Origin of the sequence: Lysobacter panacisoli (assembly GCF_009765165.1) — a bacterium.
Lineage (GTDB): Bacteria > Pseudomonadota > Gammaproteobacteria > Xanthomonadales > Xanthomonadaceae > Lysobacter_J > Lysobacter_J panacisoli.
This window is the reverse complement of record NZ_VLNU01000001.1, coordinates 3,440,573-3,465,651: the sequence shown is the minus strand read 5'-3', so window position 1 is coordinate 3,465,651 and position 25,079 is coordinate 3,440,573. Positions and strand designations below refer to the sequence as shown.

The following is a 25,079-nucleotide window of genomic DNA, read 5'->3' as shown; positions in this document are numbered from 1 at the left end:
GGGCATGGAATGAGCTCATGGCGTGATCGTGTGAAAAGTGGCCTGCCGCGCATGGCGGTGGTCGCGCACGATCTCGCGATGGTCTGGCTCGTCTGGCAGGCCCTGCATCGCCTGCGTTGGGGCATCGAACTCAACGCGCCCGGCGTGCCGCTGTGGTCGGCGGAAGTCGCGCTCGTGCTCGCCGCGCAGGGACTGGTGTTCTGGCAGGTTGGCCTGTATCGCGGCCTGTGGCGTTTCGCCGGCGTGCCGGATCTCTGGAACATCCTGAAGGCCTCGGTCCTGGGCCTGTTCGCGATCGTGCTCGGGCTGTTCCTCTACAACCGTCTGGGTACCGTGCCGCGCACGGTGCTGGTGCTATACCCGCTGGTGCTGATGGGCATGCTCGGTGCACCGCGCCTGCTGTATCGCGCATGGAAGGACAGCCGCGCCGAAGCGTCGAGCAAGTCCTCGGTGCGCATCCTCATCCTCGGCGCCGGCCATGCGGGCGAAGCGCTGGTGCGCGACCTGCGTCGTTCGGCCACCTATCATCCGGTCGGTTTCCTCGACGATGCCGCACGCCTGCGCGGCAGCAAGGTGCAGGGCGTGCCGGTGCTGGGCCGCGTGCAGGATGTTGCCGAGATCGCGCGCGAGACCGCGGCCAAGCTGCTGGTGATCGCAATGCCTTCGGCGGATGCGAATGCGCTGCAGCGCGTGGTCGTGGCGTGCGAGCGCACCGGCCTGCCGTTCCGCATGGTCCCGAAGCTGCAGGACGTGATGGAAGGGCGTTCGCTTCCGGGCGAACTGAAGGAAGTCGCGATCGAGGACCTGCTCGGTCGCAAGCCGGTCATGCCGGACTGGAAGGCGATCCGCAGCTGGCTGGGCGCGCGTTCCGTGCTGGTCACCGGGGCCGGCGGTTCCATCGGCTCCGAGCTGTGCCGTCAGTGCGCTCGTCATGGCGCGCGTCGCATTGCGTTGATCGAAATCGACGAACTCGCGCTGACCACGACCGAAGCCGCGTTGCGTCGCGACTTCCCGGATCTCGAATACATCGCCGTGCTCGGCGACTGCGGCGATCCCGCGGTGATCGCGTACGCGCTCGGTCGCGCCGAGCCCGATGCCGTGTTCCATGCCGCGGCCTACAAGCAGGTGCCGTTGCTCGAACTTCAGCTACGCGAAGCGGTGCGCAACAACTCGCTGGCTACCCATACCGTGGCGCGCGCGTGTCGCGATGCGGGCGTGGGCACGTTCGTGCTGATTTCCACCGACAAGGCGGTCGATCCGGTCAACGTGCTTGGTGCGACCAAGCGCCTGGCCGAGATGGCCTGCCAGTCGCTGGCCGACCACCGCTCCACGCGCTTCGTGACGGTTCGCTTCGGCAACGTGCTCGATTCGGCGGGCAGCGTCGTGCCGCTGTTCCGCGAACAGATCCGCGCGGGCGGTCCGGTCACCGTGACCGATCCGGAAGTGACGCGCTTCTTCATGACGATTCCCGAGGCCTGCCAGCTGATCCTGCAGGCATCGGCCATCGGTACGCACGAAGCCATCTACACCCTCGACATGGGCGAGCCCGTGCCGATCCGACTGCTGGCGGAACAGATGATCCGTCTCGCCGGCAAGCATCCGGGCCGCGACATCGCGATCGTCTACACCGGCCTGCGCCCGGGCGAGAAGCTGCACGAGACGCTGTTCCATGCGGACGAGCGTTATCGTCGAACCGCGCATCCGAAGATCCTGCAGGCCGAGCCGCGCGACGTCACGGCCGCGCACATCGAGAACGCCGTCGGTCAGCTGCGCGAAGCCTCCGGCCGCTACGATCTCGAGGCGCTGGGCCATCTGCTGCGCATGGCGGTGCCGGAGTTCGAGCCCGTCGGCGCGCATCCGGACTACCAGGAATCGGCCACCGTGGTCGCGTTTCCCGCCCGTAACGCCAGGAAGGTTTGATGTCCGCACGTATTCGTAAGGCCGTGTTCCCGGTGGCCGGTCTCGGCACCCGTTTCCTTCCCGCCACGAAGACCGTCCCCAAGGAGATGCTGCCGATCATCGACCGGCCGCTGATCCAGTACGCCGTGGACGAGGCCATCGAGGCCGGGTGCGACACGCTGGTCTTCGTGACGAATCGCTACAAGCATGCGGTCGCGGATTACTTCGACAAGGCGTACGAGCTCGAACAGAAGCTCGAGCGCAGCGGCAAGACCGAACAGCTCGAACTGGTGCGCAACGTGCTGCCCGAAGGCGTGCGTGCGGTGTTCGTGACCCAGGCCGAAGCGCTGGGCCTCGGTCATGCCGTGCTGTGCGCGAAGGCCGTGATCGGTGACGAGCCGTTCGCCGTGCTGCTGCCGGACGACCTGATCTGGAACCGCGGTCCCGGCGCACTCAAGCAGATGGCCGATGCGGCCGAAGCCTCGGGTGCGAGCATGATCGCCGTCCAGGATGTGCCGCACGAACAGACCGCCAGCTACGGCATCGTCGCCACCGAGGCTTTCCAGTCCCGTCAGGGCCGCATCCGCGCCATCGTCGAGAAGCCCAAGCCCGAGGTCGCACCGAGCAACCTGGCCGTGGTCGGTCGTTACGTGCTCAACCCGCGCATTTTCTCGCTGCTTGAATCGACGAAGCCGGGCGCCGGCGGCGAGATCCAACTGACCGACGCCATCGCCGCGCTGCTCGAGGAAGAGGCCGTCAACGCCTACCGATTCCAGGGCACGCGTTTCGACTGCGGCACCCACATCGGTCTCATCGAAGCGACGATCCGCTACGCGCTGGACCACGAGAAGCTCAGCGACTCCGCGCGCCAGCTGATGCAGAACGCGTTGTCCGAACTGGGCGTCGAAGAACTCGGCTGAGCCCGGTCCACGTCGCACATCGCTAGACTGGCGTGCGAGGCGGCGGATTTCCCGCCGCCGATGACGAGCGAAACATGGCGGATACCGGCGCCAACTACTACACCGCGACCGTGCCCGATACGGGCATGGGGTCCGGGCCTTTGCGTGGATCGCACGAAGCGCGCGTGTGTGTGGTCGGCGGCGGTTTCGCGGGCCTGAACACCGCGTTGGGCCTGGTCGAACGCGGGATGCGGGATGTCGTGCTGCTGGAATCCGAGCGCGTCGGTTTCGGCGCCTCCGGCCGCAACGGCGGCTTCGTGTTCGGCGGATTCTCACGCGGCGAGGACAGCCTGCTGCGCGAACTCGGCCCGCAGCGTGCGCGCCGCTTGTACGCGGGCACGACCGATGCGGTCGAGCTGATCCGCGCACGCACGGATCGCTACGCCATCGACTGCGATCGCACCGACGCCGGCATCCTGTGGGCGAACTGGTTCCGCGATCCGACGCCATTACGCGAACGCCAGCAACTGCTCGCCGAACACTACGACACGCACTGGCAATGGATGCCCCAAGCCGAACTGCGCGGACTCGTGCGCAGCGACCGTTACCACGATGGGCTGTTCGAGCCGCAGGCATTCCATTTCCATCCGTTGAAGTACGCGCGCGGCATCGCCGCGGCGGCGATGGCGCAGGGCGTGTCGATCCACGAGCGCTCGCCTGCCGTGGCCCTGGAGCGCGACGGAGCGGACTGGTGCGTGCGCACGCCGGATGGCGAAGTGCAGTGCGAGCAGGTCGTGCTGGCCTGCGGCGGTTATCTGGCCGGACTGCGCAGCGAGGTCGATGCGGGCGTGCTGCCGATCGCCACCTACGTGATGGTCACGGAGCCGCTGGGCGAACGGCTCGACGATATCCTCGGCACACGCGCGGCGGTCTACGACACGCGCTTCGCCTTCGATTACTACCGGCCTCTGCCCGACACGCGACTGCTGTGGGGCGGCCGCATCTCGGTGCTGGACCGGTCGCCCGCGCAAGTCGAGCGCCTGCTGTGCGCCGACCTGATGAAGGTATTCCCGCAGCTGGACGGCGTGCGGATCGATCACGCATGGTCCGGTCTGATGAGCTATGCGCGCCACCAGATGCCGCAGATCGGTCGCATCGGCGATGGCCTGTGGCTGGCGCAGGCCTTCGGTGGCCACGGCGTCGCGCCGACGACGTTTGCAGGAGAATGCATCGCCAGCGCGATCGCCGAGGGCGACACGCGTTGGCGTGAGTTCGCCGATTACGGGCTGGTGTCGGCGATGAAGCCGGCCGGTTTCGTCGGCGCACAGCTGAGTTACTGGTGGGCGCAGTTCAAGGACGAGTGGAAGGACCGGATGGAGCAGGCGAGGGCAGCATGAGCGGGCGCGAGACGATCGGTTGGGCCGATTTCGAGAAGGTGCTGATCTGCGCCGGCACGGTGCGGCGCGTCGAAGAGTTCCCGCAGGCGCGCAAGCCGGCGTGGAAAGTATGGGTCGATTTCGGTCCCTACGGCGTGCTCAAGACCAGCGCGCAGATCCGCCATCTGTATGCGGTCGAGGATCTCGTCGGCCGACAGGTCGTCGGCGTCATCAACTTCCCGCCGAAGCAGGTCGGCCCGTTCGTGTCGGAGTTCCTGCTCACCGGCTTCCCGACCGACGACGGCGTGGTGATCACCACCATCGAACGGCCCGTGCCGAACGGAACCCGTCTGGCCTGACATTGGCAGTCGCGGCGGAAACGAAAACGGGCGGCCTGGGCCGCCCGTTTCTATTGCTGCGTCGAGGCGCGATCAGAGCGCTTCGAAGATGCCCGCCGCGCCCATGCCGGTGCCGATGCACATGGTCACCATGCCGTACTTCTGCTGGCGACGACGCAGGCCGTGCACGATGGTTGCGGTGCGGATCGCACCGGTCGCGCCGAGCGGGTGGCCGAGTGCGATGGCGCCGCCGAGCGGATTGACCTTGGACGGATCCAGGCCGCTGTCGCGGATCACCGCCAGCGCCTGCGCGGCGAAGGCTTCGTTGAGTTCGATCCAGTCGAGCTGGTCCTTGGTGAGGCCGGCCTGCTTGAGCGCCTTCGGGATCGCCGCGATCGGACCGATGCCCATCACTTCCGGACGCACGCCGGCGACGGAGAAGCTGACGAAGCGCGCGAGCGGGGTCAGCCCGTAGTCCTTGATCGCCTGCTCGGAGGCGAGCAGCACGCCGGCCGCGCCGTCGCTCATCTGCGAGCTGTTGCCCGCGGTGACGCTGCCGCCGAACTGGCCGTTGCGGAATACGGGCTTGAGCTTGGCCAGGCCTTCGATCGACGAATCCGGGCGCGGGCCTTCGTCGATTTCGACCAGCGACTTCTTCACCCGGATCGTGTTGCCGCCCAGCTCCGGAATGCGCGAGATCACTTCGTACGGCGAGATCTCCGACTTGAACTCGCCGGCCTGGATCGCGGCGATGGCCTTCTGGTGCGAGGCCAGTGCGAACGCGTCCTGGTCCTCACGCGAGACCTTCCATTCCTCGGCGACCTTCTCGGCGGTGATGCCCATGCCGTAGGCAATGGCGACGTTCTCGTCCTTGGCGAACACCTGCGGGCTGAGTGCGACCTTGTTGCCCATCATCGGCACCATCGACATCGACTCGGTACCGCCGGCGAGCATCAGCTCGGCGTTGCCCAGGCGGATCTGGTCGGCCGCCATCGCGACGGCCTGCAGACCCGAAGAGCAGAAGCGGTTGATGGTCTGCGCGGCGATGGTGTTGGGCAGGCCTGCCAGCAGCGCGCCGATGCGCGCCACGTTCATGCCTTGCTCGCCCTCGGGCATGGCGCAGCCGATGATCGCGTCGTCGATGCGGTTGACGTCGATGCCCGGTGCCTGAGCGACCACGGAGCGGAGCACGTGGGCGAGCATCTCGTCCGGACGGGTGTTGCGGAACACGCCGCGCGGCGCCTTGCCGACCGGAGTGCGGGTGGCGGCGACGATGTAGGCGTCTTGAACTTGCTTGGTCATGTGTCTGGGTCCTGTGTCGTCGTCGCTCAATTGCGCAGCGGCTTGCCGGTCTTGAGCATGTGCGCGATGCGTTCCTGCGTCTTGGGCATCTGCGCCAGCGCGACGAAGTGTTCGCGCTCGAGCTTGAGCAGCCATTCCTCGTCGACCAGCGCGCCGCGATCGACTTCGCCACCGCACATCACGGTGGCGATGCGGGTCGCGATCTCGTAGTCGTGCGGCGAGATGAAGCGACCTTCCAGCATGTTGACCAGCATCATCTTGAAGGTCGCGATGCCGACATCGCCGGCGACCTGGATGCGGCGCGCGGGCAGGGGCGGGCGGTAGCCGGATTCGGCGAGCGCGCGCGCCTGCGCCTTGGCCACGTGCAGCAGCTCGAAGGCGTTGAAGACGACGCTGTCGGTGTCGCGGGCGAGCTTGAGTTCTTTCGCCTCGAGTGCCGAGGTGGACACCTTGCCCATCGCGACGGATTCGAACGCGGTCTTGAGCTGCGCGAACACGTCGCCGCCCGGACCGGCCGCTTCGGACGCGCGCACGGCGAATTCCTTCAGGCCGCCGCCAGCCGGCAGCAGGCCCACGCCGGCTTCGACCAGACCGATGTAGCTTTCCAGCGCGAACACGGTCTTCGCCGAGTGCATCTGGAACTCGCAACCGCCGCCGAGGGCGAGACCGCGAACAGCTGCGACCACCGGCACCAGCGCGTACTTGATGCGCTGGCTGGTCGCCTGGAAGTTCGCGACCATCGCCTCGAAGCCCTTCACGTCGCCGGCCTGCAGCAGGCCCAGCGCACCGGCGAGGTCGGCACCGGCCGAGAACGGCTCCTTCGGCTGCCAGATCACCAGGCCGGCGAAGTCGCGCTCGGCGATGGCGATGGCTTCCTGCAGACCGTTGAGGACATGGTCGTTGACCGTGTGCATCTTGGTCTTGAAGCTGACCACGGCGATGTCGTCGCCCTCGTCGGCCCACATGCGGATGCCGTCGTTCTCATAGACCGTACGGCCCTGCGAGAACTTCTCGCCGAGCAGCGGATCCGGGAAGCGCTGGCGCGCATAGACCGGGTTGGACGAACGCGCCACCTGCGCCTTGCGCGCGGGGCTGTAGCTGCCGTCGGCGGTGTGCACGCCGTCGCGACCGTCGAATACCCAGTCCGGCAGCGGCGCGCTGCTCATCGCCTTGCCGGCGACGATGTCCTCCGCGATCCACTCGGCGACCTGCTTCCAGCCGGCGGCCTGCCAGCTTTCGAACGGGCCCAGCGACCAGCCGTAACCCCAGCGCATCGCGAAGTCGATGTCGCGCGCGGTGTCGGCGATGGATTCCAGATGGAACGCGCTGTAGTGGAACGTGTCGCGGAAGATCGCCCACAGGAACTGCGCCTGCGGATTCGAGCTGGCGCGCAGCGCGGCGAACTTCTTCGCCGGGTCCTTTTCCTTGAGAATCGCGGCGATGTCGGCATCGGGTTCACCGGCCGAAGCGCGGTAGTCCTGCGCCTTCAGGTCCAGCACCAGGATGTCCTTGCCGCGCTTGGTGTACACGCCGGCGCCGGTCTTCTGGCCCAGCGCGCCCTTCTCGATCAGCGCCGCGAGCCACTTGGGTGCCTTGAAGTATGCGTGCCACGGATCGTCCGGCAGCGTGTCGGCCATCGTCTTGATGACGTGCGCCATCGTGTCCAGGCCCACGACGTCCGCCGTGCGGTACGTCGCCGACTTCGGACGGCCGATCGCCGGGCCGGTCAGCGCGTCGACGGTGTCGAAGCCCAGGCCGAGCTGCTCGGTGTGGTGCATGCCGGCCAGCATCGAGAACACGCCGATGCGGTTACCGATGAAGTTCGGCGTGTCCTTGGCGATCACCACGCCCTTGCCCAGCGCGGTGGTGAGGAAGGTTTCCAGCGCCGACAGCACATCTGCATCGGTGGTCTTGGCCGGGATCAGCTCGGCCAGGTGCATGTAGCGCGGCGGGTTGAAGAAGTGCACGCCGCAGAAGCGGTGGCGCAGTTGCTCGGGCAGCACTTCGGCGAGCTTGTTGATGCCCAGGCCGGAGGTATTGCTGGCGAGGATCGCGTGCTCGGCGACGAACGGCGCGATCTTCTTGTACAGGTCCTGCTTCCAGTCCATCCGCTCGGCGATGGCCTCGATGATCAGGTCGCAGTCGCGCAGCTGCTCCAGGCCCGTCTCGTAATTGGCCGCGGTGATGCGCTCGGCCAGCGACTTGCTCGCCAGCGGAGCGGGGCTGAGCTTGCCCAGGTTGGCGATGGCCTTGGCGACCACGCCGTTCGGGTCGCCTTCCTTGGCCGGAAGGTCGAACAGCACGGTATCGACACCGGCGTTGGTCAGGTGGGCGGCGATCTGCGCGCCCATCACGCCGGCGCCGAGCACGGCGACGCGCCGTGCAAGCAGTTTCTTAGGCATGTTATGCAAATCCTTGTTTTAGCAAGAAATCAACTTTTGAATCCGGCGGCGGCGAAGCGAATCAGTTCGCGTGCCGCACGCTCACGATGCGCCGCCTCGGTGACACCAGCGGGTCGCTTGATCAGGCCGAAATCGGCCATTGCGTAGGTCAGCGCGCCGGCCAGGAAGTCCAGGCGCCAGTACAGCTCTTCCTTGGTCAGGCCCGGCATGCAGCCGGCAATGGCCTTGGCGAACTCGCGCAGCACGTGGCCGTAGTGGTCGGACAGGAACTTGCGCAGGCGATCGTTCTTCTCGGCGTAGGCGCGGGCGACCACGCGGACGAAGGCGCCGCCGCCGTGGCGGTCCTGGGCCATCGCCAGCGCGGGCTGCACGAATGCAGCCAGGACAGGCTCCAGCTCGCCCGGGTGCTGTTCCAGCGCGGTGCGCAGGGCGCCCAGGCGCTGCGCGCTCATCTCGTCCATGCGGCGGCGGAAGACCTCGTTGACGAGGTTCTCCTTGCTGCCGAAGTGGTAATTGACGGCCGCGATGTTGACGTCGGCGCGGCTGGTGACCTGGCGCAGGGACGTGCCGGTGAAGCCGAATTGGGCGAACAGTTCCTCGGCGGCGCCGAGGATGCGGTCCTTGGTGGAGAAGTGGGCGGTAATGGCCATGATTCCTGGGTCGGGCGGGCTGAATCAAACGCTTGTTTGATGCTATGCCCGCGGGCCTGAACCGTCAACGAAATCTTCGGGCCAGACTGTGCAAAAGCCGTCGCCGATCCGTTAGAATTACCGGAGCCTTGTTGGCTAAACCCGCGTCCCGACGCGGGTTTTTCTGTTATCCTCGGGCGCGAACCAAAGGTTCGGCTGCCCGCCTACCCGGAGAGAATCCATGGCGCTGGAGCGCACCCTGTCCATCATCAAGCCCGACGCCGTCGCCAAGAACGTCATCGGTGAGATCTACACCCGTTTCGAGAAGGCCGGCCTGAAGGTCGTCGCTTCGAAGATGAAGCACCTGTCGAAGCAGGAAGCCGAAGGTTTCTACGCCGTGCACCGCGAGCGCCCGTTCTTCAGCGCGCTGGTCGAGTTCATGATTTCGGGCCCGGTGATGATCCAGGCGCTCGAAGGCGAGGGCGCGGTTCTGAAGAACCGTGAACTGATGGGCGCCACCAATCCGAAGGACGCCGCGCCGGGCACGATCCGCGCCGACTTCGCCGACAGCATCGACGCCAACGCCGTGCACGGTTCCGACAGCCTGGAGAACGCCGCGATCGAAATCGCGTACTTCTTCCCGGCCACGGACGTCTACGCCCGCTGAGCGTGACGCGACTACGGCCATGACCACGCAACGCGAACGCATCGAACTCCAGCTCGCCGACGCAGGCAATGCGCAGGCGCCGGAAGCGCTCGTGCGCGCGGACATGGACACGGCCGGCAAGCGCGCGGTCGAAGCGAAGATGAACCTCTTCGACCTCGATCGCGCCTCGCTCGAGCGTTTCTTCGAGGAAACGCTCGGCGAGAAGAAGTTCCGCGCGCACCAGGTGATGAAGTGGATCCACCACCGCTACGTCACCGACTTCGCGGACATGACCGACCTGGGCAAGGCACTGCGCGCCAAGCTCGAGCAGCACGCCGAAGTGCGCGTGCCGCAGGTCGTGTTCGACAAGGCTTCCACCGACGGCACGCACAAGTGGCTGCTCGGCATGGACCCGAAGAACGCCATCGAAACCGTGTACATCCCCGACAAGGGACGCGGCACGCTGTGCGTGTCCTCGCAGGTCGGCTGCGCGCTCAACTGCCAGTTCTGCTCGACCGCGACGCAGGGCTTCAACCGCAATCTGTCGACCGCCGAGATCATCGGCCAGGTATGGGTGGCGGCTCGTCATCTCGGCAACGTTCCGCACCAACAGCGCCGCCTCACCAACGTGGTGATGATGGGCATGGGCGAACCGCTGGCGAATTTCGACAACGTCGTGCGCGCCATGAGCATCATGCGCGACGACCTGGGCTACGGCCTGGCCAACAAGCGCGTCACGCTCTCGACCGCCGGCATGGTGCCGATGATCGACCGCCTCGCGCTGGAGAGCGACGTCTCGCTCGCCGTCTCGCTGCACGCACCCAACGATGAGCTGCGCAGCGAACTGGTGCCGCTCAACAAGAAGTATCCGATCGAACAACTGATGGACGCCTGCGTGCGCTATGCACTGCGCAAGCGCGGCACCTCGGTGACGTTCGAGTACACCCTGATGAAGGGTGTCAACGACCAGCCGCAGCACGCGCGCCAGCTTGCGCGCCTCATGCGCCAGTTCGACAACGCCGTGCAGATGAAGGACGCGGCGAAGGTCAACCTGATCCCGTTCAACCCGTTCCCGGGCACGCGCTTCGAGCGCCCCGAGGAAACGGCGATCCGTGCGTTCCAGAAACTGCTCAACGACACCGGCCTGATCGCGCCGGTGCGGCGTACTCGCGGCGACGATATCGACGCCGCCTGCGGCCAGTTGAAAGGGCAGGTCATGGATCGCACGCGCCGCCAGGCGGAATTCCGCAAACACCTGCAATCGCAGGGCCTGGGCGACGAAGCCGCGTGATGCACGGAGCCGCCCGCCAGCCATGAACGTCCAGCGCCGACCGTCGAGCTTCGCCGCCACGACCGTTCTGCTGGTCGCGGTGCTGACGGTGGGTGCGTGCAGCAAGATGACGTTCATCCGCCAGGATTTCAGCCGGCAGGATTACGAGCGCACCTCGCCTGAGGTCGACGTCAGCGGGAAGGGGCACAATCGCAACGCTGCCGAAGCCAGCAAGCACATCCAGCTTGCGCAGGTGCGGATGATGGGCGGCGACTTCGCCAGCGCGGAAAGCGAAGCGAAGAAGGCGCTGCGCCTCGATCCGAAGATGGCCGACGCGCACACCGTCCTCGCCGCCACCGCCGCACGTCGTGGCGCCCCGGCCGAAGCCGGCCAGCATTACCTCAGGGCCGCCGAGCTCGAACCGGGCAACGGCGCGCTGATGAACAACTACGGCGCCTGGCTGTGCGGGCAGGGCCGCGCGGCCGAGTCACTGGAATGGTTCGACCGGGCCGTGGCCGCGCCCGGTTACGGGACGCCAGCAATGGCGTTGTCCAACGCCGGTGCCTGCGCGGCGCGTGCCGGCCAGGACGTTCGCGCCCAGCGCGACCTGCGCAAGGCGGTCGAACTCGACCCGAACAACGCCCAGGCCCTGGGAGGGCTGGCGGCCCTGGAATTCAAGCGCGGGAATGCCTTCGAGGCCCGTGCCTTCTCGGAGCGCCGCCTGGCGGCTGCCCCAGCGGACGCGGCCGCGTTGCAGCTTGCGTCACAAATCGAAGAAAAACTCGGCGACACGGCAGCCGCCGCAAGATACGTTCAGCGAATGAGGGCGGAGTTCCCGCAGACGCGAGGCTCCGGCATGGGGGATGACGGAACGCGATGATGTACTCGAACGAATTCGCGCCTGAAATGGGCGCCAGCTGCGGCGTGCGCCTGAAGCAGGCCCGCGAGAAGGCGGGGCTGTCGCAGGAAGACGTCGCCGTCAGCCTGAAAATCCCGGTGCGGGTCATCCGCCAGCTCGAGACGGAAGATCCGAGCCAGCTGGGTGCGCCCGTCTTCGTGCGCGGCCAGATGCGCAGCTACGCGCGCCTGCTCGGCGTGAACCTGGAAGACCAGCTCGGCTCGGCCAACACGCCGGTGGCACCGTCGGTACTGGTCAGCCATGCCCATACCCCGCGTGTGCGCCGCGTGTTCGAACAGGCGACGCGTCGCGCCATCTACATTGTCCTGACCGCGGCGATCGCCGTGCCGATCTGGATGGCGTCCAAGCAGCAGCTGAGCAAGCCGAGCGACGTCGAGACTCTCGACGTTGCCGCCGTGCCAGCAGCCAGTGCGCCGGCAACCACCACCGCCTCGACGGCCGCGGCGGCCGTGCAGCACCGCACGCCGCTGGTGGCCTCGATGGCGACCCTGCCCACGCAGGCCAACACCGCCGCGCTGTCGCTCAACTTCACCGGCAACAGCTGGGTGGAAGTGCGTGGCGCCGACGGTCGTATCCTCGAAAGCGGCGAACTCGGCGCCGGCCAGCAGCGCAGCTACTCGGCCAGCGAAATCTCGCGCGTGGTGCTCGGCAACTCCTCTGCCGTGGAGGTCCGCCAGGCCGGCAGGACGGTCGATCTGACGCCGTTCAGCCGAGCGAATGTGGCGCGCTTTACGCTATCCTCTGACGGTTCCCTCGCGCCGGTCTCGGACTGAGCCGCGCTGCAGGTGATCCCTTCGCACCGGCCTGCATCGCGGGCCGGTGTTCCTCATTGGATTCCCGCCGCATGGCGGGTCGACAGAGCATGGCAGCCTTCGAATGGCGTTAGACGATCTTCTCGACGAACACGAACAAAGCGAACGCGTCCTGCAGTGGCTGCGCAATAACGGCGCTGGCCTGATTGGCGGCATCGCGCTGGGCCTGGCGGCCATCGGCGGCTGGAAGTGGTGGGAACACCGCGGCACCCAGCAGCAGATGGAGCAGGCATCGCAGTACCAGGCCGCACTCGACGCCATCGAAGCCAAGGACAAGGCCGCCGAGGCCAAGGTCAAGGCGTTGGGCGAAGGTCCGTACCGCGCCCTGGCCTCGCTCGAACTGGCCCACGCGCAGGTCGATGCCCAGCAGCACGACGCCGCGATGGCGACGTTGCGCGGCATCCGCAGCGACGATCCGGCGATCACCGACATCGTCAACCAGCGACTCGCTCGCCTGCTGATCGAAGCCAAGCAGGCCGACGCCGCGCTGAAGCTCGTCGCCAGTGCGACGTCGGCGTCGGCGATCGAAGTCCGCGGCGACGCGCAGTTCGCGCTGGGCCAGCTGGAGCAGGCGCGAACTTCGTACGCGCAGGCGCTGTCCAAGCTCGACGTGGCCTCGCCGCAACGGCGCGTGGTCGAACTCAAGCTCACTGAAGTCGGCGGTACGCCCGCCAAGCCCGAGGCCAAGTCCTGATGAAGCACCGCTCGATGCTGCTGCGTTCCTCCATCGTCCTGCTGTGCGCGGCCTCGCTCGCGGGTTGCACGACCATCAAGGGCTGGTTCGGCGGAGACGGCAAGAAGGACGACGGCAAGCCGAATGAGCCGGTCGAACTGACCAAGATCACGCCCACGGTCACCGTGGCCAAGATGTGGTCGGCCAACGCCGGCAAGGGCGAAGGCCGCATCGGCGTGCGCCAGGGGCCGGTCGTGGCCGACGGTCGCGTCTATGCCGCGGCGATCGAAGGCGGCGTCCATGCGTTCGACCTCCAGACCGGCAAGCAGGTCTGGGAATACCGTCCCGACAAGAAGGCCGACGTGCTGCTGTCCGGCGGTCCGGGTGTGGGCGATGGCCTGGTCGTTGTCGGTGGACTCAATGGTGAGGTAATCGCCATCGACGCCGCCACCGGCGCGGAGAAGTGGAAGGCGCACGTGCCGAATGAAGTCATCGCCGCTCCGGTGATCGGCCTCAGCCTCGTCTTCGTGCGCTCCAACGACGGCCGCCTGACCGCGCTCGACGCAGCCACCGGCGAGCGTCGCTGGTTCTGGGTGCAGGACGTGCCGATGCTTTCCGTGCGTGGCAACGACGCACCGGTGCTGGGCCCGGGCTACGTGTTCATCGGCAGCGACGACGGTACCGTCTCGGCGTTGTCGGCCACCGACGGCCGTCCGCTGTGGGAACAGTCGATCGCGCAGCCGGAAGGCCGCACCGAGCTGGACCGCATGGCCGACGTCGACGGCACCCCGGTGCTGGACGGCACCACGCTGTACGCCTCCAGTTTCAAGAAGCAGACGATGGCCATCGATGCCCCGAGCGGTCGTCCGATGTGGTCGAGCGACCACGGCGGTGCGGGCCGCATCGGCCTGGGCACCGAGCGTCTGGTCGTGACCGATCCCACCGGCATCGTCTTCGGTCTGGACAAGGCCGGCGGCAGCGCCATGTGGCAGCAGGACGGCCTGGCCCGTCGCAACGTGAGCGGCGCGGCCGTGCAGGGCGACTACGCGGTCGTCGGCGATTTCGACGGCTACGTGCACTGGATCAAGCTGGAAAACGGCGAGTTCGCCGCGCGCGAGCGCGTCGGCGGCAAGGCAGTGAAGGCGGCGCCGGTCGTCGCCGACGGCATCGCCATCGTGCAGAACGTGAACGGCGAGCTGACCGCGTTCCGCCTGCAGTAACCGTCCAGCGACACCAGCGAGGACGAAACGGTCCGGGCGAGAGCCCGGGCCGTTTCCCTTTTCACGCCCGGCCCGTCATCATGCCGTACCCCGATTCCCCTCCGGATCGGACCGGGTTGGTCGCACGCCGGCCGCGACCAGCGTCGCCCGACTCGAACCCGAACCGACCCCTCATTCCGTCCCGGTCCCTGCCATGCTTCCGCTAGTCGCCCTCGTTGGCCGTCCCAACGTCGGAAAGTCCACGCTGTTCAACGCGCTGACGCGCAGTCGCGACGCCCTGGTCCACGACCAGCCCGGCGTCACGCGCGATCGCAACTACGGCGTGGCCCGTCCCGAGGGCAAGCGTGCCTTCGCGGTCGTCGACACCGGCGGCATCGCGGGCGAAGAAGAGGGCCTGTCCGGTGCGACCGCGCGCCAGGCGCGTGCCGCCGCGGAAGAAGCGGACCTGGTGCTGTTCGTGGTCGATGGCCGCGAAGGCGCCTCGGCGTTGGACGACGAAATCCTGGCGTGGCTGCGCAAGACCGCGCGTCCGACCATGCTGGTGGTCAACAAGACCGACGGCCTCGACCTCCAGGCCGCGCTGAACGATTTCGCCCGCTACGGCTTCAGCGACGTCATCGGGGTGTCCTCCGCGCACCGCCACAACATCGATGAACTGATCGACCGCACCCTCGCACGCGTGCCGGAAGAGGGTGCCGGCACCGAGCTCGATGCCGACCCCGCGCGCATCCGCGTCGCCTTCATCGGCCGCCCGAACGTGGGCAAGTCGACGCTGGTGAACCGCCTGCTCGGCGAGGAGCGCATGATCGCCTCCGAAGTGCCGGGTACGACGCGCGATTCGGTGTCCATCGACATGGAGCGCGACGGCCGTCTCTACCGTCTGATCGATACCGCCGGCCTGCGCCGCAAGTCGCGCGTGGACGAAGCGGTGGAGAAGTTCTCCATCGTCAAGACGCTGCAGGCGATCGAGCAGTGCCAGGTCGCGGTGATCATGCTCGACGCCAGCGAAGGCATCACCGACCAGGACGCGACCGTGCTCGGCTATGCGCTCGACGCAGGTCGTGCGCTGGTGGTCGCGGTGAACAAGTGGGACGGACTGACCGACTACCAGCGCCAGCAGGCCGAAGCGCTGCTCGCGCGCAAGCTCGGTTTCGTCGACTGGGCCGAAGCGGTGCGGATCAGCGCCAAGCACGGCTCGGGCCTGCGCGAACTGTTCCGCGCGATCCACCGCGCGCACGCCTCGGCCACGCACGAATTCAGCACCAGCGACGTCAACAAGGCGTTGGAAGTGGCGTACGAGAGCAACCCGCCGCCGACCGTGCGCGGACACGTCGCCAAGCTGCGCTACGCGCATCCGGCCAACAGCAATCCGCCGACGTTCGTCGTCCACGGCACGCGCCTGCGCACGCTGTCCGACACCTACAAGCGCTACCTCGAGAACTTCTTCCGCAAGCGCTTCAAGCTGGTCGGCACGCCGGTGCGTTTCGTGTTCAAGGAAGGCACGAATCCGTACGAAGGCAAGAAGAACGTGCTGTCCGAGCGTCAGGTCGCGAAGAAGCGGCGCATGATCCGGCACGTCAAGCGCGGCAAGTGAGTCGCGGGCGCACTCGCATCGCCGCGAGTGCCTTGCGTGCATCGATGACGTCCGGGCGCGACTTGCGCCATCATCGACGCATGCGCGATTCCCGGACATCCGCGTGAACCCGACCGCGTCCGACGTCACCCTCGGCATCCTCGCCGGTGGCCGCGCCACGCGGCTGGGCGGGCTCGACAAGGCCTGGCTCGAGCGCGACGGCGTCGCCCAGGTGCTGCGCTGGCAGCGTCGCTTCGCCAGCGAAACCGCCACGACGCTGGTCAGCGCCAATCGCCATCACGAGCGTTATCGCGATGCCGGCCTCGCCGTCGTCGCCGATCGCGTGAGCGAGGACATTGGCCCGCTCTCCGGACTCGACGCGCTGGCCGCGACGTGCGCCACGACGTGGCTGCTGACGATCCCGGTCGACCTGGTCGGCGTGAACGACTGCCTGCTGCCCAGCCTGTTCGCCGCCGCCGGCGACAACGGCGCGTTCGCGATCGACGACGACGGCGTGCAGCCGCTCGTCGCGCTGTGGCGCGTGGACGGCCTGCGTGTCGCGGCCGCGGATGCGATCGCCGCCAACCGGCCGGCCGTGCGTGGCTTGCAGGATGGGCTGCGCATGCACGCCGTGCGGCTCGAAGGCGTACGCTTCGGCAACCTCAACACCCCGGACGATCTCGCTGCCGCGGGCATCAAGACGAACGAATGAACGAATTCCCGACCGGCATCACCTTCGACGAAGCCGTAGCAATCGTGCGCGAGGTCGCGGCCGCGCACCGTCTGGAACACGAGACGCTGCCGCTGTCGCGCACGCACGGGCGCGTGCTCGCGACCGACGTGGTCGCGCCGCTCGCATTGCCGCCCTTCGACAACAGCGCGATGGACGGCTTCGCACTGCGCCATGCCGATCTGCGCGACGGCGAGACGCGCCTGCGCCTGACTGGCGAACAGTTCGCTGGACCCGACGCCGCCTTGCAGGTGGGCGAGGGCGAATGCGTACGCATCACGACCGGTGCGCCGATGCCGGCCGGTGCGGACACGGTGGTCATCAAGGAAAACACACGCGTCGAGGGCGATACCGTCATCGTGCTGGCTGCTCCGAATGCTGGCGCCAACGTGCGTTATTCCGGCGAGGACGTGGCGGTGGGGGATGTGGTGTTGCATGCCGGCACGCGGCTCACGCCCGCACGCGTCTCGCTCGCGGCGTCGCTGGGCCTGTCCTCATTGCGTGTCGCGCGACGGCCGACGGTCGCGGTGTTCAGCAGCGGCGACGAACTGGTCGAACCCGGCATGGCGCTGGCGCCCGGGCAGATCTACGACAGCAACCGCGAATTGCTGATGGGCCTGCTGCGCGCCGAAGGGCTGGAGCCGACCGCGTGGCCGCGTCTGCCGGACGATCCGCGCCAGGTCGAGATCGCGCTGCGCGATGCGGGCTGCGCGTTCGACCTCATCGTCACCTGTGGCGCGGTGTCGGCAGGCGAGAAGGACCACATCCCGGACGTGATCGGCCGCTTCGGCAAGATCCATTTCTGGAAGGTGCGGATGAAGCCGGGCATGCCGGTGCTGTTCGGCAGCCTCGACCAGGCCCGCGTGCTGGCGCTGCCCGGCAATCCGGTGTCGGTGTTCGCGACGTTCCTCGGCCTCGGCCGGCCGCTGATCGACGGCCTGCAGGGTCACGACGCGGCGCGTCCGGTCGAACGCGCGCAGCTGGTCTCGCCGCTGGAGAAATCGCACGCACGCCGCGAATTCATCCGCGCCCAGGTGTTCTGCGACGAACACGGCGTGCTTCGCGCCGATCCGAATCCCGCGGTCGGTTCGCACCGCCTGCGCGCGGTCAGCGACTCCAACGCGCTGATCGTGATCCCGGATGGACCGCAGCGTCTCGCCGCCGGCACCGTCGTCGACGTGCTGCGTTATGCCTGAAGCGCGCGCATGGCGCGATAATCCCGGCATGGACATCATCGAACGCATCGATCCCGCCGAAGCCCTGCGACGCCAGCGCGACGGCGCGGTGATGGTCGACGTGCGCGAAGCGCACGAACGCGCCACCGGCCTCGCCGAAGGCGCCATTGGCGTCGCCAAGGCCGAACTGGAAGCCGATCCGGCCGTTGCCTTGCCCGACCGAGACGCCGCGGTGCTGCTGATCTGCCAGTCGGGCCGACGCTCGCTGGACGCCGCGCAGGCGCTCCTCGCGGCCGGATACCGGCGCGTCGCCTCGGTCGAGGGCGGCACCACGCGCTGGATCGCCGAAGGCCTGCCGGTGACGACGCCGGAAGGCGACTTCGATTTCTACGACCGCTACTCGCGCCACCTGCGTTTGCCGGAAGTCGGCGAAGCCGGGCAGCGCAGGTTGCAGTCCGCGCGCATCGCGATGGTCGGCGCGGGCGGGCTTGGTTCGCCGGCGGCGTTCTACCTCGCGGCTGCGGGTATCGGCACGCTGGTGCTCGCGGATGACGACGTGGTCGACCGCAGCAACCTGCAGCGGCAGATCCTCCATACCGAAGACCGCATCGGTGTGCCCAAGGTCGATTCGGCGCGCATCGCGCTGTCGGCACTCAATCCGACGGTGCGCATCGAAACCTTCGCCGAGCGCATCACCGCGGACAACGTGGAACGGCTGATCGAAGGCGCCGACGTGGTCATCGACGGTGCCGACAACTTCCCGGTGCGTTATCTGCTCAACGACGCCTGCGTGAAGCTCGGCAAGCCGCTCGTGTACGGCGCCGTGCATCGCTTCGAAGGGCAGGTGAGCGTGTTCGACGCTGGACGCCATCGCGGCCACGCGCCGTGCTACCGCTGTCTGTTCCCCGAACCGCCGCCGCCGGAAGCCGCGCCGAACTGCGCCGAAGCCGGCGTGCTCGGCGTGCTGCCCGGCGTGATCGGCCTGCTGCAGGCGACCGAGGCGATCAAGCTGATCCTCGGCACGGGCGAACCGCTCACCGGCCGGTTGCTGCATTTCGACGCGATGGGAATGCGCTTCCGCGAAACGCGCTTGCCCGCCGATCCGGACTGCCCGGTGTGCGCGGCCGGGCGCGCGTTCCCCGGCTATATCGACTACGTGCGCTTCTGCGCCGCCTGACGGCGTTCAGCGCACCGAGCCGAGCGGATCGCGCCGGGTGGTGGGCGCTGGCCCGAGGAATTCCGCCAGCGCCTGCTCGAAGCGCGGATCGCTGCCGATGCTGGAATGGTCGGCGTCGGCGAGGTCGATCACGCGCGGCGGCTTGCCGAGCGCGGCGATGAGACGGCCGGTGTTGGCAGGCGGCACGACCTGGTCGCGACCGGCGCGCACCACCATTACCTCGCCCTGATAACCGCGCAGACGTTCGATGGAATCGAAGCGGTCCTTCACCAACCAGCGCACCGGGATCACCGGGTAATGCGCCTGCGCGACGGCCACGAGGCTGTCGAACGGTGCGACCAGCACCAGCCGCGACACCGGCCGCTGCGACGCCACATAGCTGGCCACACCGCTGCCCAGGCTGGAGCCGAGCACCACGATGGGCTGGCCCGGATGGCGCGAGCGCACTTCGTCGTAGATCGCCAGTGCATCGCCGAACAGCGCCGCCTCGCTCGGTGCGCCACCGCTGGCGCCGTAACCCCGGTACGACACCAGGTAGACGGCACGATCGGGCAACAGCCGGCCGAGTTGTTCGCGCCGGTTCTGGACGCTTTCGGCATTGCCGCCGAAATAGATCACGGGCTGCGCTGCCTGCGGGTTGAGCACCCAGCCGTGCAGGTTGACGTTCTCGCGGACCAGGGCGAAATCGGTCTGCGTCGCGTCCACGCGTGTGCCTTGCGGCAGATAGATCAGGTCGCGCTGCTTGGTGAACAGCCACGCGCAGATGCCGGCGTATCCGAGCAATGGCAGCGAAGCCCAACCCAGCAGTTGCTTGCGCATCGGCTACCTCGAATGGCGACGTTGTGCGGCCTCGAATGCGGCGAGCTGTTCCGGCGTCGCCTCGCGCTGATGTTGCGCCTTCCATTGTGAGAACGGCATGCCGTAGACGGCTTCGCGCGCCTCGTCCTTGGTCATGGTGATGCCGCGCTGCTCGGCGGCCTCGCGGTACCAGTCCGACAGGCAATTTCGGCAGAAGCCGGCATGGATCATCAGGTCGATGTTCTGCACGTCGGTGCGCTCGGACATCAGGTGCTGGAGCAGGCGCCGGAAGGCGGCGGCCTCGATCTGGGTGGTTTCGAAATCGGAGTCGGTCATGTCGGCCTCCCGCGGGGGCGGGCGATGGATTCGTGCGGAACCGGCGAGTTCGGCGATTCCTTGGGCGATAATGCGCAGCTCGACTGTAACCCAGTGCCCGGCATGACCGCCTCCACGAACCCGGCTCCCGCACGCATCCTCGACGGCAAGCGTATTGCCGAAGACCTGCTCGACAACCTCAAGAGCCGGGTCGATGCACGCGTCGCCGCGGGCAACTCGCGACCGGGCCTGGCCGTCGTGCTGGTCGGCAACGATCCCGCTTCCAGCGTCTATGTCCGCAACAAACGTCGTGCCGCGGAAAAGGTGGGCATCCGCGCCATCGACTACGACCTGCCGGCCGACACGGGCAATGACGAACTGCTGGCGCTGATCGACCGGCTCAACGCCGATCCGGACGTCCACGGCATCCTCGTGCAGCTGCCGCTGCCGGACCGCCGCGACGCGACCGAACTGATCCACCGCATCGACCCGCGCAAGGACGTGGACGGTTTCCATCCGGAGAACGTCGGCCATCTGGCACTGCGCCAGTTCGGCCTGCGCCCGTGCACGCCGCGCGGCATCACCACGCTGCTGGCCTACACGGACCGTCCGGTACGCGGGCAGAGCGCCACGATCGTCGGCGTGTCCAACCACGTCGGGCGGCCGATGGCGCTGGAACTGCTGATCGCCGGCTGCACTGTCACCAGCTGCCACAAGTTCACCCCGCAGCAGGTGCTGGAAAGCTCGGTGCGCAACGCCGACATTCTTGTCGTCGCGGTCGGCCGCCCCGGCCTGATCCTGGGCGAGTGGGTGAAGCCGGGCGCGGTGGTGATCGACGTGGGCATCAACCGCCTCGACGACGGCCGCCTCGTCGGCGACGTCGGTTTCGCGGCCGCGGCTGAACGCGCGAGCTGGATCACGCCCGTGCCGGGCGGGGTGGGGCCGATGACCGTGGCCACGCTCATGCAGAACACGCTGGAAGCCGCCGAGGCGGCGGATTCGGGGCGCGGCTGGACGCAGGTGCGCTGAGCCGGACTCCCTCTCCCCTTGCGGGAGAGGGACAGGCCGTCGAAGGCGGCCAGGGGGAGGTACGCCACGCATCGCGCGTCTCGACCCCTCATCCGGCGCTTCGCGCCACCTTCTCCCGCAAGGGGAGAAGGGAAAAGTCAGTCGCCTGCATCTGGAACGTCGCGTCCTGTCCCTGCGACGAGCGCCTCAATGCCCGAACGCGTTACAATAACGCGCTTCATCCTCCCGGCCCCCGCTCATGCTGCGCATCCAGGCTGAAGCACTTACCTTCGACGACGTTTCGCTCGTCCCGGCCCATTCGACGGTCCTGCCCAAGGACGTCTCGCTCGCAACGCGCTTTACCCGCGACCTGACCATCCGTCTGCCGATCCTGTCGGCGGCGATGGACACCGTCAGCGAATCGCGTCTGGCGATCGCGATGGCCCAGCTGGGCGGCATCAGCATCGTCCACAAGAACATGAGCCTGGAAGCCCAGGCCGCGCAGATCGCCTCGGTCAAGAAGTTCGAGGCCGGCGTGATCAAGGAGCCGTTCACCGTCGGCCCCGACACGACCATCGGCGAGGTGCTCAAGCTCACCCGTGCGCGCAACATCTCCGGCGTGCCGGTGGTGGAAGGCGGCCAGCTGGTCGGCATCGTCACCAGCCGCGACATGCGCTTCGAGAAGAAGCTCGACGATCCGGTCCGCCACATCATGACCAAGAAGGATCGCCTGGTGACGGTGCGCGAAGGCGCGACCGACGAGGAAGTGCTGGACCTGCTGCACAAGAACCGCATCGAGAAGGTGCTGGTGGTCAACGACGGCTTCGAGCTGCGCGGCCTGATCACCGTGAAGGACATCCAGAAGAAGTCCGACAACCCCAACGCCGCCTACGACACCAGCGAACGCCTGCTGGTCGGCGCGGCGGTCGGCGTCGGCGGCGACACCGAGGCGCGCGTGGAAGCGCTCGCCGCTGCGGGCGTGGACGTGGTGGTGGTCGACACCGCGCACGGCCATTCGCAGGGCGTGCTCGATCGCGTGAAGTGGGTCAAGAAGAACTTCCCGCAGCTGCAGGTCATCGGCGGCAACATCGTCACCGGCGACGCCGCGCTGGCCCTGATGGACTACGGCGCGGACGCGGTGAAGGTCGGCGTCGGCCCCGGTTCGATCTGCACCACCCGCATCGTCGCCGGCGTCGGCGTGCCGCAGATCACCGCGGTGTCGATGGTGGCCGAGGCGCTGCAGGACCGCATCCCGCTGATTGCCGACGGCGGTATCCGTTACTCGGGCGACATCGGCAAGGCGATCGTCGCAGGCGCGTCGAGCGTGATGATCGGCGGCCTGTTCGCCGGCACCGAGGAAGCCCCGGGCGAAGTCGAGCTGTTCCAGGGCCGCAGCTACAAGAGCTATCGCGGCATGGGCTCGCTGGGCGCGATGGAGCTGGGCTCCAAGGACCGTTATTTCCAGGACGCCTCCGACGCCGACAAGCTCGTTCCCGAAGGCATCGAAGGCCGCGTCCCGTACCGTGGTCCGCTGCGCGGCGTGGTCCACCAGCTCGCTGGCGGCCTGCGCGCGACGATGGGTTACGTCGGCTGCGCGACGATCGAGGACATGCGCAAGAAGCCCAGCTTCGTGCGCATCACCAACGCCGGCGCGCGCGAAAGCCACGTGCACGACGTGCAGATCACCAAGGAACCGCCGAACTATCGGGCGAGTTGATTGTTTGCAGGAAGGGAGACGCGAGTTTCCCTTTCTTGTTTTGAGCGAGTGCTTACGGAAGTCCACGGCCCCATGACCAACATCCACAGCGACAAGATCCTCATCCTCGACTTCGGCGCGCAGTACACGCAGCTGATCGCCCGCCGCATCCGCGAGATCGGCGTCTACTGCGAGATCTGGGCCTGGGACCACGATCCGGCCGAGATCGCCGCGTTCGGTGCGAAGGGCATCATCCTGTCGGGCGGTCCGGAATCGACGACGGAGCAGGGCGCGCCGAAGGCGCCGCAGGAAGTGTTCGATTCGGGCCTGCCGATCCTGGGCATCTGCTACGGCATGCAGACCCTCGCCGCGCAGCTGGGCGGCGCGACCGAAGCCGCCGACGCGCGCGAGTTCGGCCACGCCGAAGTCGAGCTGGTCGCGCGCGACGCGCTGCTGGGCGGGCTGTCCGACCACGACGGCGAGCCGCGCATCGATGTGTGGATGAGCCACGGCGACCACGTCGCCAAGGCGCCGCCGGGCTGGACCGTCACCGCCGTCACCGACCGCATCCCGGTCGCGGCGATGGCGCTGGAAGAGAAGCGCTGGTACGGCGTGCAGTTCCATCCGGAAGTGACCCACACCAAGCAGGGCCAGACCCTGCTGCGCCGTTTCGTCGCCGAGATCTGCGGCTGCCGCACGTTGTGGACCGCCGCCAACATCGTCGAGGACCAGATCGCTCGCGTGCGCGAGAAGGTCGGCAACGATGAAGTGATTCTGGGCCTGTCCGGCGGCGTGGATTCGTCGGTTGTCGCCGCGCTGCTGCACAAGGCCATCGGCACCCAGCTCACCTGCGTGTTCGTCGACACCGGCCTGCTGCGCTGGAACGAAGGCGACCAGGTGATGGCGATGTTCGCCGAGCACATGGGCGTGAAGGTCGTGCGCGTCAATGCCGCCGACCGCTATTACAAGGCGCTTCAGGGCGTCAGCGATCCCGAGGCCAAGCGCAAGATCATCGGCAACCTGTTCGTCGAGATCTTCGACGAGGAGTCGGCCAAGCTGAGCAACGCCCGCTGGCTGGCGCAGGGCACGATCTACCCCGACGTGATCGAATCGGCCGGCAGCAAGACCGGCAAGGCGCACGTCATCAAGAGCCATCACAACGTCGGCGGCCTGCCGGAGAACATGAAGCTCGGGCTGGTCGAGCCGCTGCGCGAGCTGTTCAAGGACGAAGTACGACGTCTCGGCGTCGAACTCGGCCTGCCGCAGGCGATGGTCTACCGCCATCCGTTCCCGGGCCCGGGCCTGGGCGTGCGCATCCTCGGCGAGGTCAAGCGCGAGTACGCCGAGCTGCTGGCGCGCGCGGACCACATCTTCATCGAAGAGCTGCGCAAGGCCGATCTCTACGATCGCGTCAGCCAGGCCTTCGCCGTGTTCCTGCCGGTGAAGTCGGTGGGCGTGGTCGGCGACGCCCGCGCCTACGAGTGGGTCATCGCGCTGCGCGCGGTGGAGACCATCGATTTCATGACGGCCCACTGGGCGCACCTGCCGTACGACTTCCTTGGTCGCGTTTCCAACCGTATCATCAATGAGTTGCGCGGCGTTTCTCGAGTGGTCTACGACATCAGCGGAAAGCCGCCGGCGACCATCGAGTGGGAGTGACACCGCGCGATCCATCGCGCTGACGGCTGGGGGAGCCAATGGGGAAGGCGATCTTGTTGCTGGTGGTGAGCCTGATGGGCGGCGTGTGGTTCCTGCACGCCGGCCGGCTCATGACCGAGAAATCCATCGAGGAGCAGTACTACGTCGAGTCGAGCGCAATGGCGCGGTTCGACGCCGACTACCTGTGCGATCGGCTGTCCGACGATTTCCGCCACGACAGCATCACGTTCTCGCTGGGCGGCACGCAGCGCGAGACGTACGACAAGCAGGAATCCTGCGATGTCATGCGCGAAGCCTTCCGCGACTTCAAGCGCCTCAGCGCGCTGACCAACGGGCGCATGGGCCTTTCGATGGAGAACCGCATCGTCGAGGTATCGCTGTCGGAGGACCGCAAGGTCGCCCACGTCGAAGCGATCGGCGTCGTGCGCCTGGGTGGGAGGATGCTCAGCCGCAGCCACTACGTGGACCGCCTGGTCCGCCGTAACGGACGCATCCTGCATGAAGCGTCCGAATCCAAATCCTGGCTCTACATTCCCGCAGGGAAGTGAATAATCAACAAGTTA

Annotated in this window: 23 protein-coding genes; 18 read left to right on the top strand and 5 right to left on the bottom strand. The window is 67.5% G+C overall.

Annotated features, from left to right (window positions below; translation table 11 throughout):
- Positions 1-9 precede the first annotated feature (9 nt).
- From FOF45_RS16225 to FOF45_RS16210, 4 genes are all read left to right on the top strand, one after another.
- Positions 10-1,920: a polysaccharide biosynthesis protein gene (locus FOF45_RS16225; protein WP_158986673.1), complete on the top strand. Its 1,911-nt coding sequence runs from the start codon at positions 10-12 to the stop codon at positions 1,918-1,920.
- Positions 1,920-2,819, top strand: coding sequence for a UTP--glucose-1-phosphate uridylyltransferase GalU (gene galU / locus FOF45_RS16220; protein ID WP_158986671.1), 900 nt, complete (start codon positions 1,920-1,922; stop codon positions 2,817-2,819). The genes FOF45_RS16225 and galU overlap by 1 nt, the downstream gene beginning before the upstream one ends.
- 74 nt (positions 2,820-2,893) lie before the next feature.
- The gene (locus tag FOF45_RS16215) at positions 2,894-4,195 is read left to right on the top strand and encodes an FAD-binding oxidoreductase (protein ID WP_158986669.1); all 1,302 of its coding nucleotides are present in this window, start codon (positions 2,894-2,896) and stop codon (positions 4,193-4,195) included.
- Complete coding sequence (locus tag FOF45_RS16210; protein ID WP_158986667.1) at positions 4,192-4,533, top strand: tRNA-binding protein; 342 nt, start codon at positions 4,192-4,194, stop codon at positions 4,531-4,533. The genes FOF45_RS16215 and FOF45_RS16210 overlap by 4 nt, the downstream gene beginning before the upstream one ends.
- Positions 4,534-4,605: 72 nt before the next feature.
- Here the strand turns inward: FOF45_RS16210 and FOF45_RS16205 are convergent, their stop codons facing one another.
- The 3 genes from FOF45_RS16205 to FOF45_RS16195 are packed head-to-tail and all read right to left on the bottom strand — an operon-like array spanning position 4,606 to position 8,866.
- Positions 4,606-5,814 (bottom strand): acetyl-CoA C-acyltransferase, encoded by a 1,209-nt coding sequence (locus tag FOF45_RS16205; RefSeq protein ID WP_158986665.1) that lies wholly within the window; start codon positions 5,812-5,814, stop codon positions 4,606-4,608.
- A 26-nt stretch (positions 5,815-5,840) separates the two neighbouring features.
- A complete protein-coding gene (locus FOF45_RS16200; RefSeq protein ID WP_158986663.1) occupies positions 5,841-8,216 on the bottom strand; it encodes a 3-hydroxyacyl-CoA dehydrogenase/enoyl-CoA hydratase family protein in 2,376 nt (791 codons plus the stop codon).
- A 29-nt stretch (positions 8,217-8,245) separates the two neighbouring features.
- The gene (locus tag FOF45_RS16195) at positions 8,246-8,866 is read right to left on the bottom strand and encodes a TetR/AcrR family transcriptional regulator (RefSeq protein WP_158986661.1); all 621 of its coding nucleotides are present in this window, start codon (positions 8,864-8,866) and stop codon (positions 8,246-8,248) included.
- Between the two features lie 220 nt (positions 8,867-9,086).
- Between FOF45_RS16195 and ndk the strand changes: the two genes are divergently transcribed.
- The 10 genes from ndk (at position 9,087) to moeB (ending at position 19,040) form a co-directional block, all read left to right on the top strand.
- On the top strand, positions 9,087-9,512 hold the full coding sequence (ndk, locus tag FOF45_RS16190) for a nucleoside-diphosphate kinase (RefSeq protein ID WP_158986659.1): 426 nt from the start codon (positions 9,087-9,089) through the stop codon (positions 9,510-9,512).
- A gap of 103 nt (positions 9,513-9,615) precedes the next feature.
- Positions 9,616-10,782, top strand: coding sequence for a dual-specificity RNA methyltransferase RlmN (gene rlmN / locus FOF45_RS16185; protein ID WP_158987605.1), 1,167 nt, complete (start codon positions 9,616-9,618; stop codon positions 10,780-10,782).
- Positions 10,783-10,804: 22 nt separating this feature from the next.
- A complete protein-coding gene (pilW, locus tag FOF45_RS16180) occupies positions 10,805-11,641 on the top strand; it encodes a type IV pilus biogenesis/stability protein PilW (protein ID WP_158986657.1) in 837 nt (278 codons plus the stop codon).
- Positions 11,641-12,453, top strand: a complete 813-nt coding sequence (locus FOF45_RS16175) for a helix-turn-helix domain-containing protein (protein ID WP_425481942.1) — start codon at positions 11,641-11,643, stop codon at positions 12,451-12,453. The genes pilW and FOF45_RS16175 overlap by 1 nt, the downstream gene beginning before the upstream one ends.
- A 103-nt stretch (positions 12,454-12,556) precedes the next feature.
- Positions 12,557-13,186 carry a YfgM family protein gene (locus FOF45_RS16170; protein ID WP_158986653.1) on the top strand — a complete coding sequence of 210 codons (630 nt, stop codon included), beginning with the start codon at positions 12,557-12,559 and terminating at the stop codon, positions 13,184-13,186.
- The gene (gene bamB / locus FOF45_RS16165) at positions 13,186-14,385 is read left to right on the top strand and encodes an outer membrane protein assembly factor BamB (protein WP_158986651.1); all 1,200 of its coding nucleotides are present in this window, start codon (positions 13,186-13,188) and stop codon (positions 14,383-14,385) included. The genes FOF45_RS16170 and bamB overlap by 1 nt, the downstream gene beginning before the upstream one ends.
- A gap of 193 nt (positions 14,386-14,578) precedes the next feature.
- On the top strand, positions 14,579-15,979 hold the full coding sequence (gene der / locus FOF45_RS16160; protein WP_158986649.1) for a ribosome biogenesis GTPase Der: 1,401 nt from the start codon (positions 14,579-14,581) through the stop codon (positions 15,977-15,979).
- A gap of 103 nt (positions 15,980-16,082) precedes the next feature.
- A complete protein-coding gene (gene mobA, locus FOF45_RS16155; protein WP_233264169.1) occupies positions 16,083-16,670 on the top strand; it encodes a molybdenum cofactor guanylyltransferase in 588 nt (195 codons plus the stop codon).
- The gene (locus FOF45_RS16150; protein WP_158986647.1) at positions 16,667-17,884 is read left to right on the top strand and encodes a molybdopterin molybdotransferase MoeA; all 1,218 of its coding nucleotides are present in this window, start codon (positions 16,667-16,669) and stop codon (positions 17,882-17,884) included. The genes mobA and FOF45_RS16150 overlap by 4 nt, the downstream gene beginning before the upstream one ends.
- 28 nt (positions 17,885-17,912) lie before the next feature.
- Positions 17,913-19,040: a molybdopterin-synthase adenylyltransferase MoeB gene (moeB, locus tag FOF45_RS16145; RefSeq protein WP_158986645.1), complete on the top strand. Its 1,128-nt coding sequence runs from the start codon at positions 17,913-17,915 to the stop codon at positions 19,038-19,040.
- A gap of 6 nt (positions 19,041-19,046) precedes the next feature.
- Here moeB and FOF45_RS16140 read toward each other — a convergent pair whose 3' ends face one another.
- Both FOF45_RS16140 and FOF45_RS16135 read right to left on the bottom strand, forming a co-directional pair.
- A complete protein-coding gene (locus FOF45_RS16140) occupies positions 19,047-19,859 on the bottom strand; it encodes an alpha/beta hydrolase (RefSeq protein WP_158986643.1) in 813 nt (270 codons plus the stop codon).
- Positions 19,860-19,862: 3 nt separating this feature from the next.
- Positions 19,863-20,174, bottom strand: coding sequence for a DUF1244 domain-containing protein (locus FOF45_RS16135; protein WP_158986641.1), 312 nt, complete (start codon positions 20,172-20,174; stop codon positions 19,863-19,865).
- A gap of 102 nt (positions 20,175-20,276) precedes the next feature.
- Here FOF45_RS16135 and folD point away from each other — a divergent pair, with 102 nt between their 5' ends.
- The 4 genes from folD (at position 20,277) to FOF45_RS16115 (ending at position 25,064) form a co-directional block, all read left to right on the top strand.
- Positions 20,277-21,182, top strand: a complete 906-nt coding sequence (gene folD / locus FOF45_RS16130) for a bifunctional methylenetetrahydrofolate dehydrogenase/methenyltetrahydrofolate cyclohydrolase FolD (protein WP_158986639.1) — start codon at positions 20,277-20,279, stop codon at positions 21,180-21,182.
- 238 nt (positions 21,183-21,420) lie between these two features.
- Entirely contained in the window at positions 21,421-22,878 is a 1,458-nt protein-coding gene (guaB, locus tag FOF45_RS16125; protein WP_158986637.1) for an IMP dehydrogenase, read from the top strand.
- Positions 22,879-22,950: 72 nt separating this feature from the next.
- A complete protein-coding gene (gene guaA / locus FOF45_RS16120; RefSeq protein WP_158986634.1) occupies positions 22,951-24,516 on the top strand; it encodes a glutamine-hydrolyzing GMP synthase in 1,566 nt (521 codons plus the stop codon).
- A 38-nt stretch (positions 24,517-24,554) separates the two neighbouring features.
- Positions 24,555-25,064 (top strand): hypothetical protein, encoded by a 510-nt coding sequence (locus tag FOF45_RS16115; RefSeq protein ID WP_158986632.1) that lies wholly within the window; start codon positions 24,555-24,557, stop codon positions 25,062-25,064.
- The last annotated feature ends 15 nt before the right edge of the window (positions 25,065-25,079 follow it).

What these genes read in the sequence shown, in the direction of transcription:
- folD (WP_158986639.1), top strand. Translation starts at nt 20,277, where the DNA reads ATGACCGCCTCCACGAACCCGGCTCCCGCACGCATCCTCGACGGCAAG.
- FOF45_RS16215 (WP_158986669.1), top strand. Translation starts at nt 2,894, where the DNA reads ATGGCGGATACCGGCGCCAACTACTACACCGCGACCGTGCCCGATACG.
- bamB (WP_158986651.1), top strand. Translation starts at nt 13,186, where the DNA reads ATGAAGCACCGCTCGATGCTGCTGCGTTCCTCCATCGTCCTGCTGTGC.
- FOF45_RS16205 (WP_158986665.1), bottom strand. Translation starts at nt 5,814, where the DNA reads ATGACCAAGCAAGTTCAAGACGCCTACATCGTCGCCGCCACCCGCACT.
- FOF45_RS16115 (WP_158986632.1), top strand. Translation starts at nt 24,555, where the DNA reads ATGGGGAAGGCGATCTTGTTGCTGGTGGTGAGCCTGATGGGCGGCGTG.
- FOF45_RS16170 (WP_158986653.1), top strand. Translation starts at nt 12,557, where the DNA reads ATGGCGTTAGACGATCTTCTCGACGAACACGAACAAAGCGAACGCGTC.
- FOF45_RS16150 (WP_158986647.1), top strand. Translation starts at nt 16,667, where the DNA reads ATGAACGAATTCCCGACCGGCATCACCTTCGACGAAGCCGTAGCAATC.
- guaA (WP_158986634.1), top strand. Translation starts at nt 22,951, where the DNA reads ATGACCAACATCCACAGCGACAAGATCCTCATCCTCGACTTCGGCGCG.
- FOF45_RS16200 (WP_158986663.1), bottom strand. Translation starts at nt 8,216, where the DNA reads ATGCCTAAGAAACTGCTTGCACGGCGCGTCGCCGTGCTCGGCGCCGGC.
- FOF45_RS16140 (WP_158986643.1), bottom strand. Translation starts at nt 19,859, where the DNA reads ATGCGCAAGCAACTGCTGGGTTGGGCTTCGCTGCCATTGCTCGGATAC.
- galU (WP_158986671.1), top strand. Translation starts at nt 1,920, where the DNA reads ATGTCCGCACGTATTCGTAAGGCCGTGTTCCCGGTGGCCGGTCTCGGC.
- der (WP_158986649.1), top strand. Translation starts at nt 14,579, where the DNA reads ATGCTTCCGCTAGTCGCCCTCGTTGGCCGTCCCAACGTCGGAAAGTCC.
- FOF45_RS16195 (WP_158986661.1), bottom strand. Translation starts at nt 8,866, where the DNA reads ATGGCCATTACCGCCCACTTCTCCACCAAGGACCGCATCCTCGGCGCC.
- moeB (WP_158986645.1), top strand. Translation starts at nt 17,913, where the DNA reads ATGGACATCATCGAACGCATCGATCCCGCCGAAGCCCTGCGACGCCAG.
- FOF45_RS16225 (WP_158986673.1), top strand. Translation starts at nt 10, where the DNA reads ATGAGCTCATGGCGTGATCGTGTGAAAAGTGGCCTGCCGCGCATGGCG.
- rlmN (WP_158987605.1), top strand. Translation starts at nt 9,616, where the DNA reads ATGGACACGGCCGGCAAGCGCGCGGTCGAAGCGAAGATGAACCTCTTC.
- ndk (WP_158986659.1), top strand. Translation starts at nt 9,087, where the DNA reads ATGGCGCTGGAGCGCACCCTGTCCATCATCAAGCCCGACGCCGTCGCC.
- FOF45_RS16175 (WP_425481942.1), top strand. Translation starts at nt 11,641, where the DNA reads ATGTACTCGAACGAATTCGCGCCTGAAATGGGCGCCAGCTGCGGCGTG.
- pilW (WP_158986657.1), top strand. Translation starts at nt 10,805, where the DNA reads ATGAACGTCCAGCGCCGACCGTCGAGCTTCGCCGCCACGACCGTTCTG.
- guaB (WP_158986637.1), top strand. Translation starts at nt 21,421, where the DNA reads ATGCTGCGCATCCAGGCTGAAGCACTTACCTTCGACGACGTTTCGCTC.
- FOF45_RS16135 (WP_158986641.1), bottom strand. Translation starts at nt 20,174, where the DNA reads ATGACCGACTCCGATTTCGAAACCACCCAGATCGAGGCCGCCGCCTTC.
- FOF45_RS16210 (WP_158986667.1), top strand. Translation starts at nt 4,192, where the DNA reads ATGAGCGGGCGCGAGACGATCGGTTGGGCCGATTTCGAGAAGGTGCTG.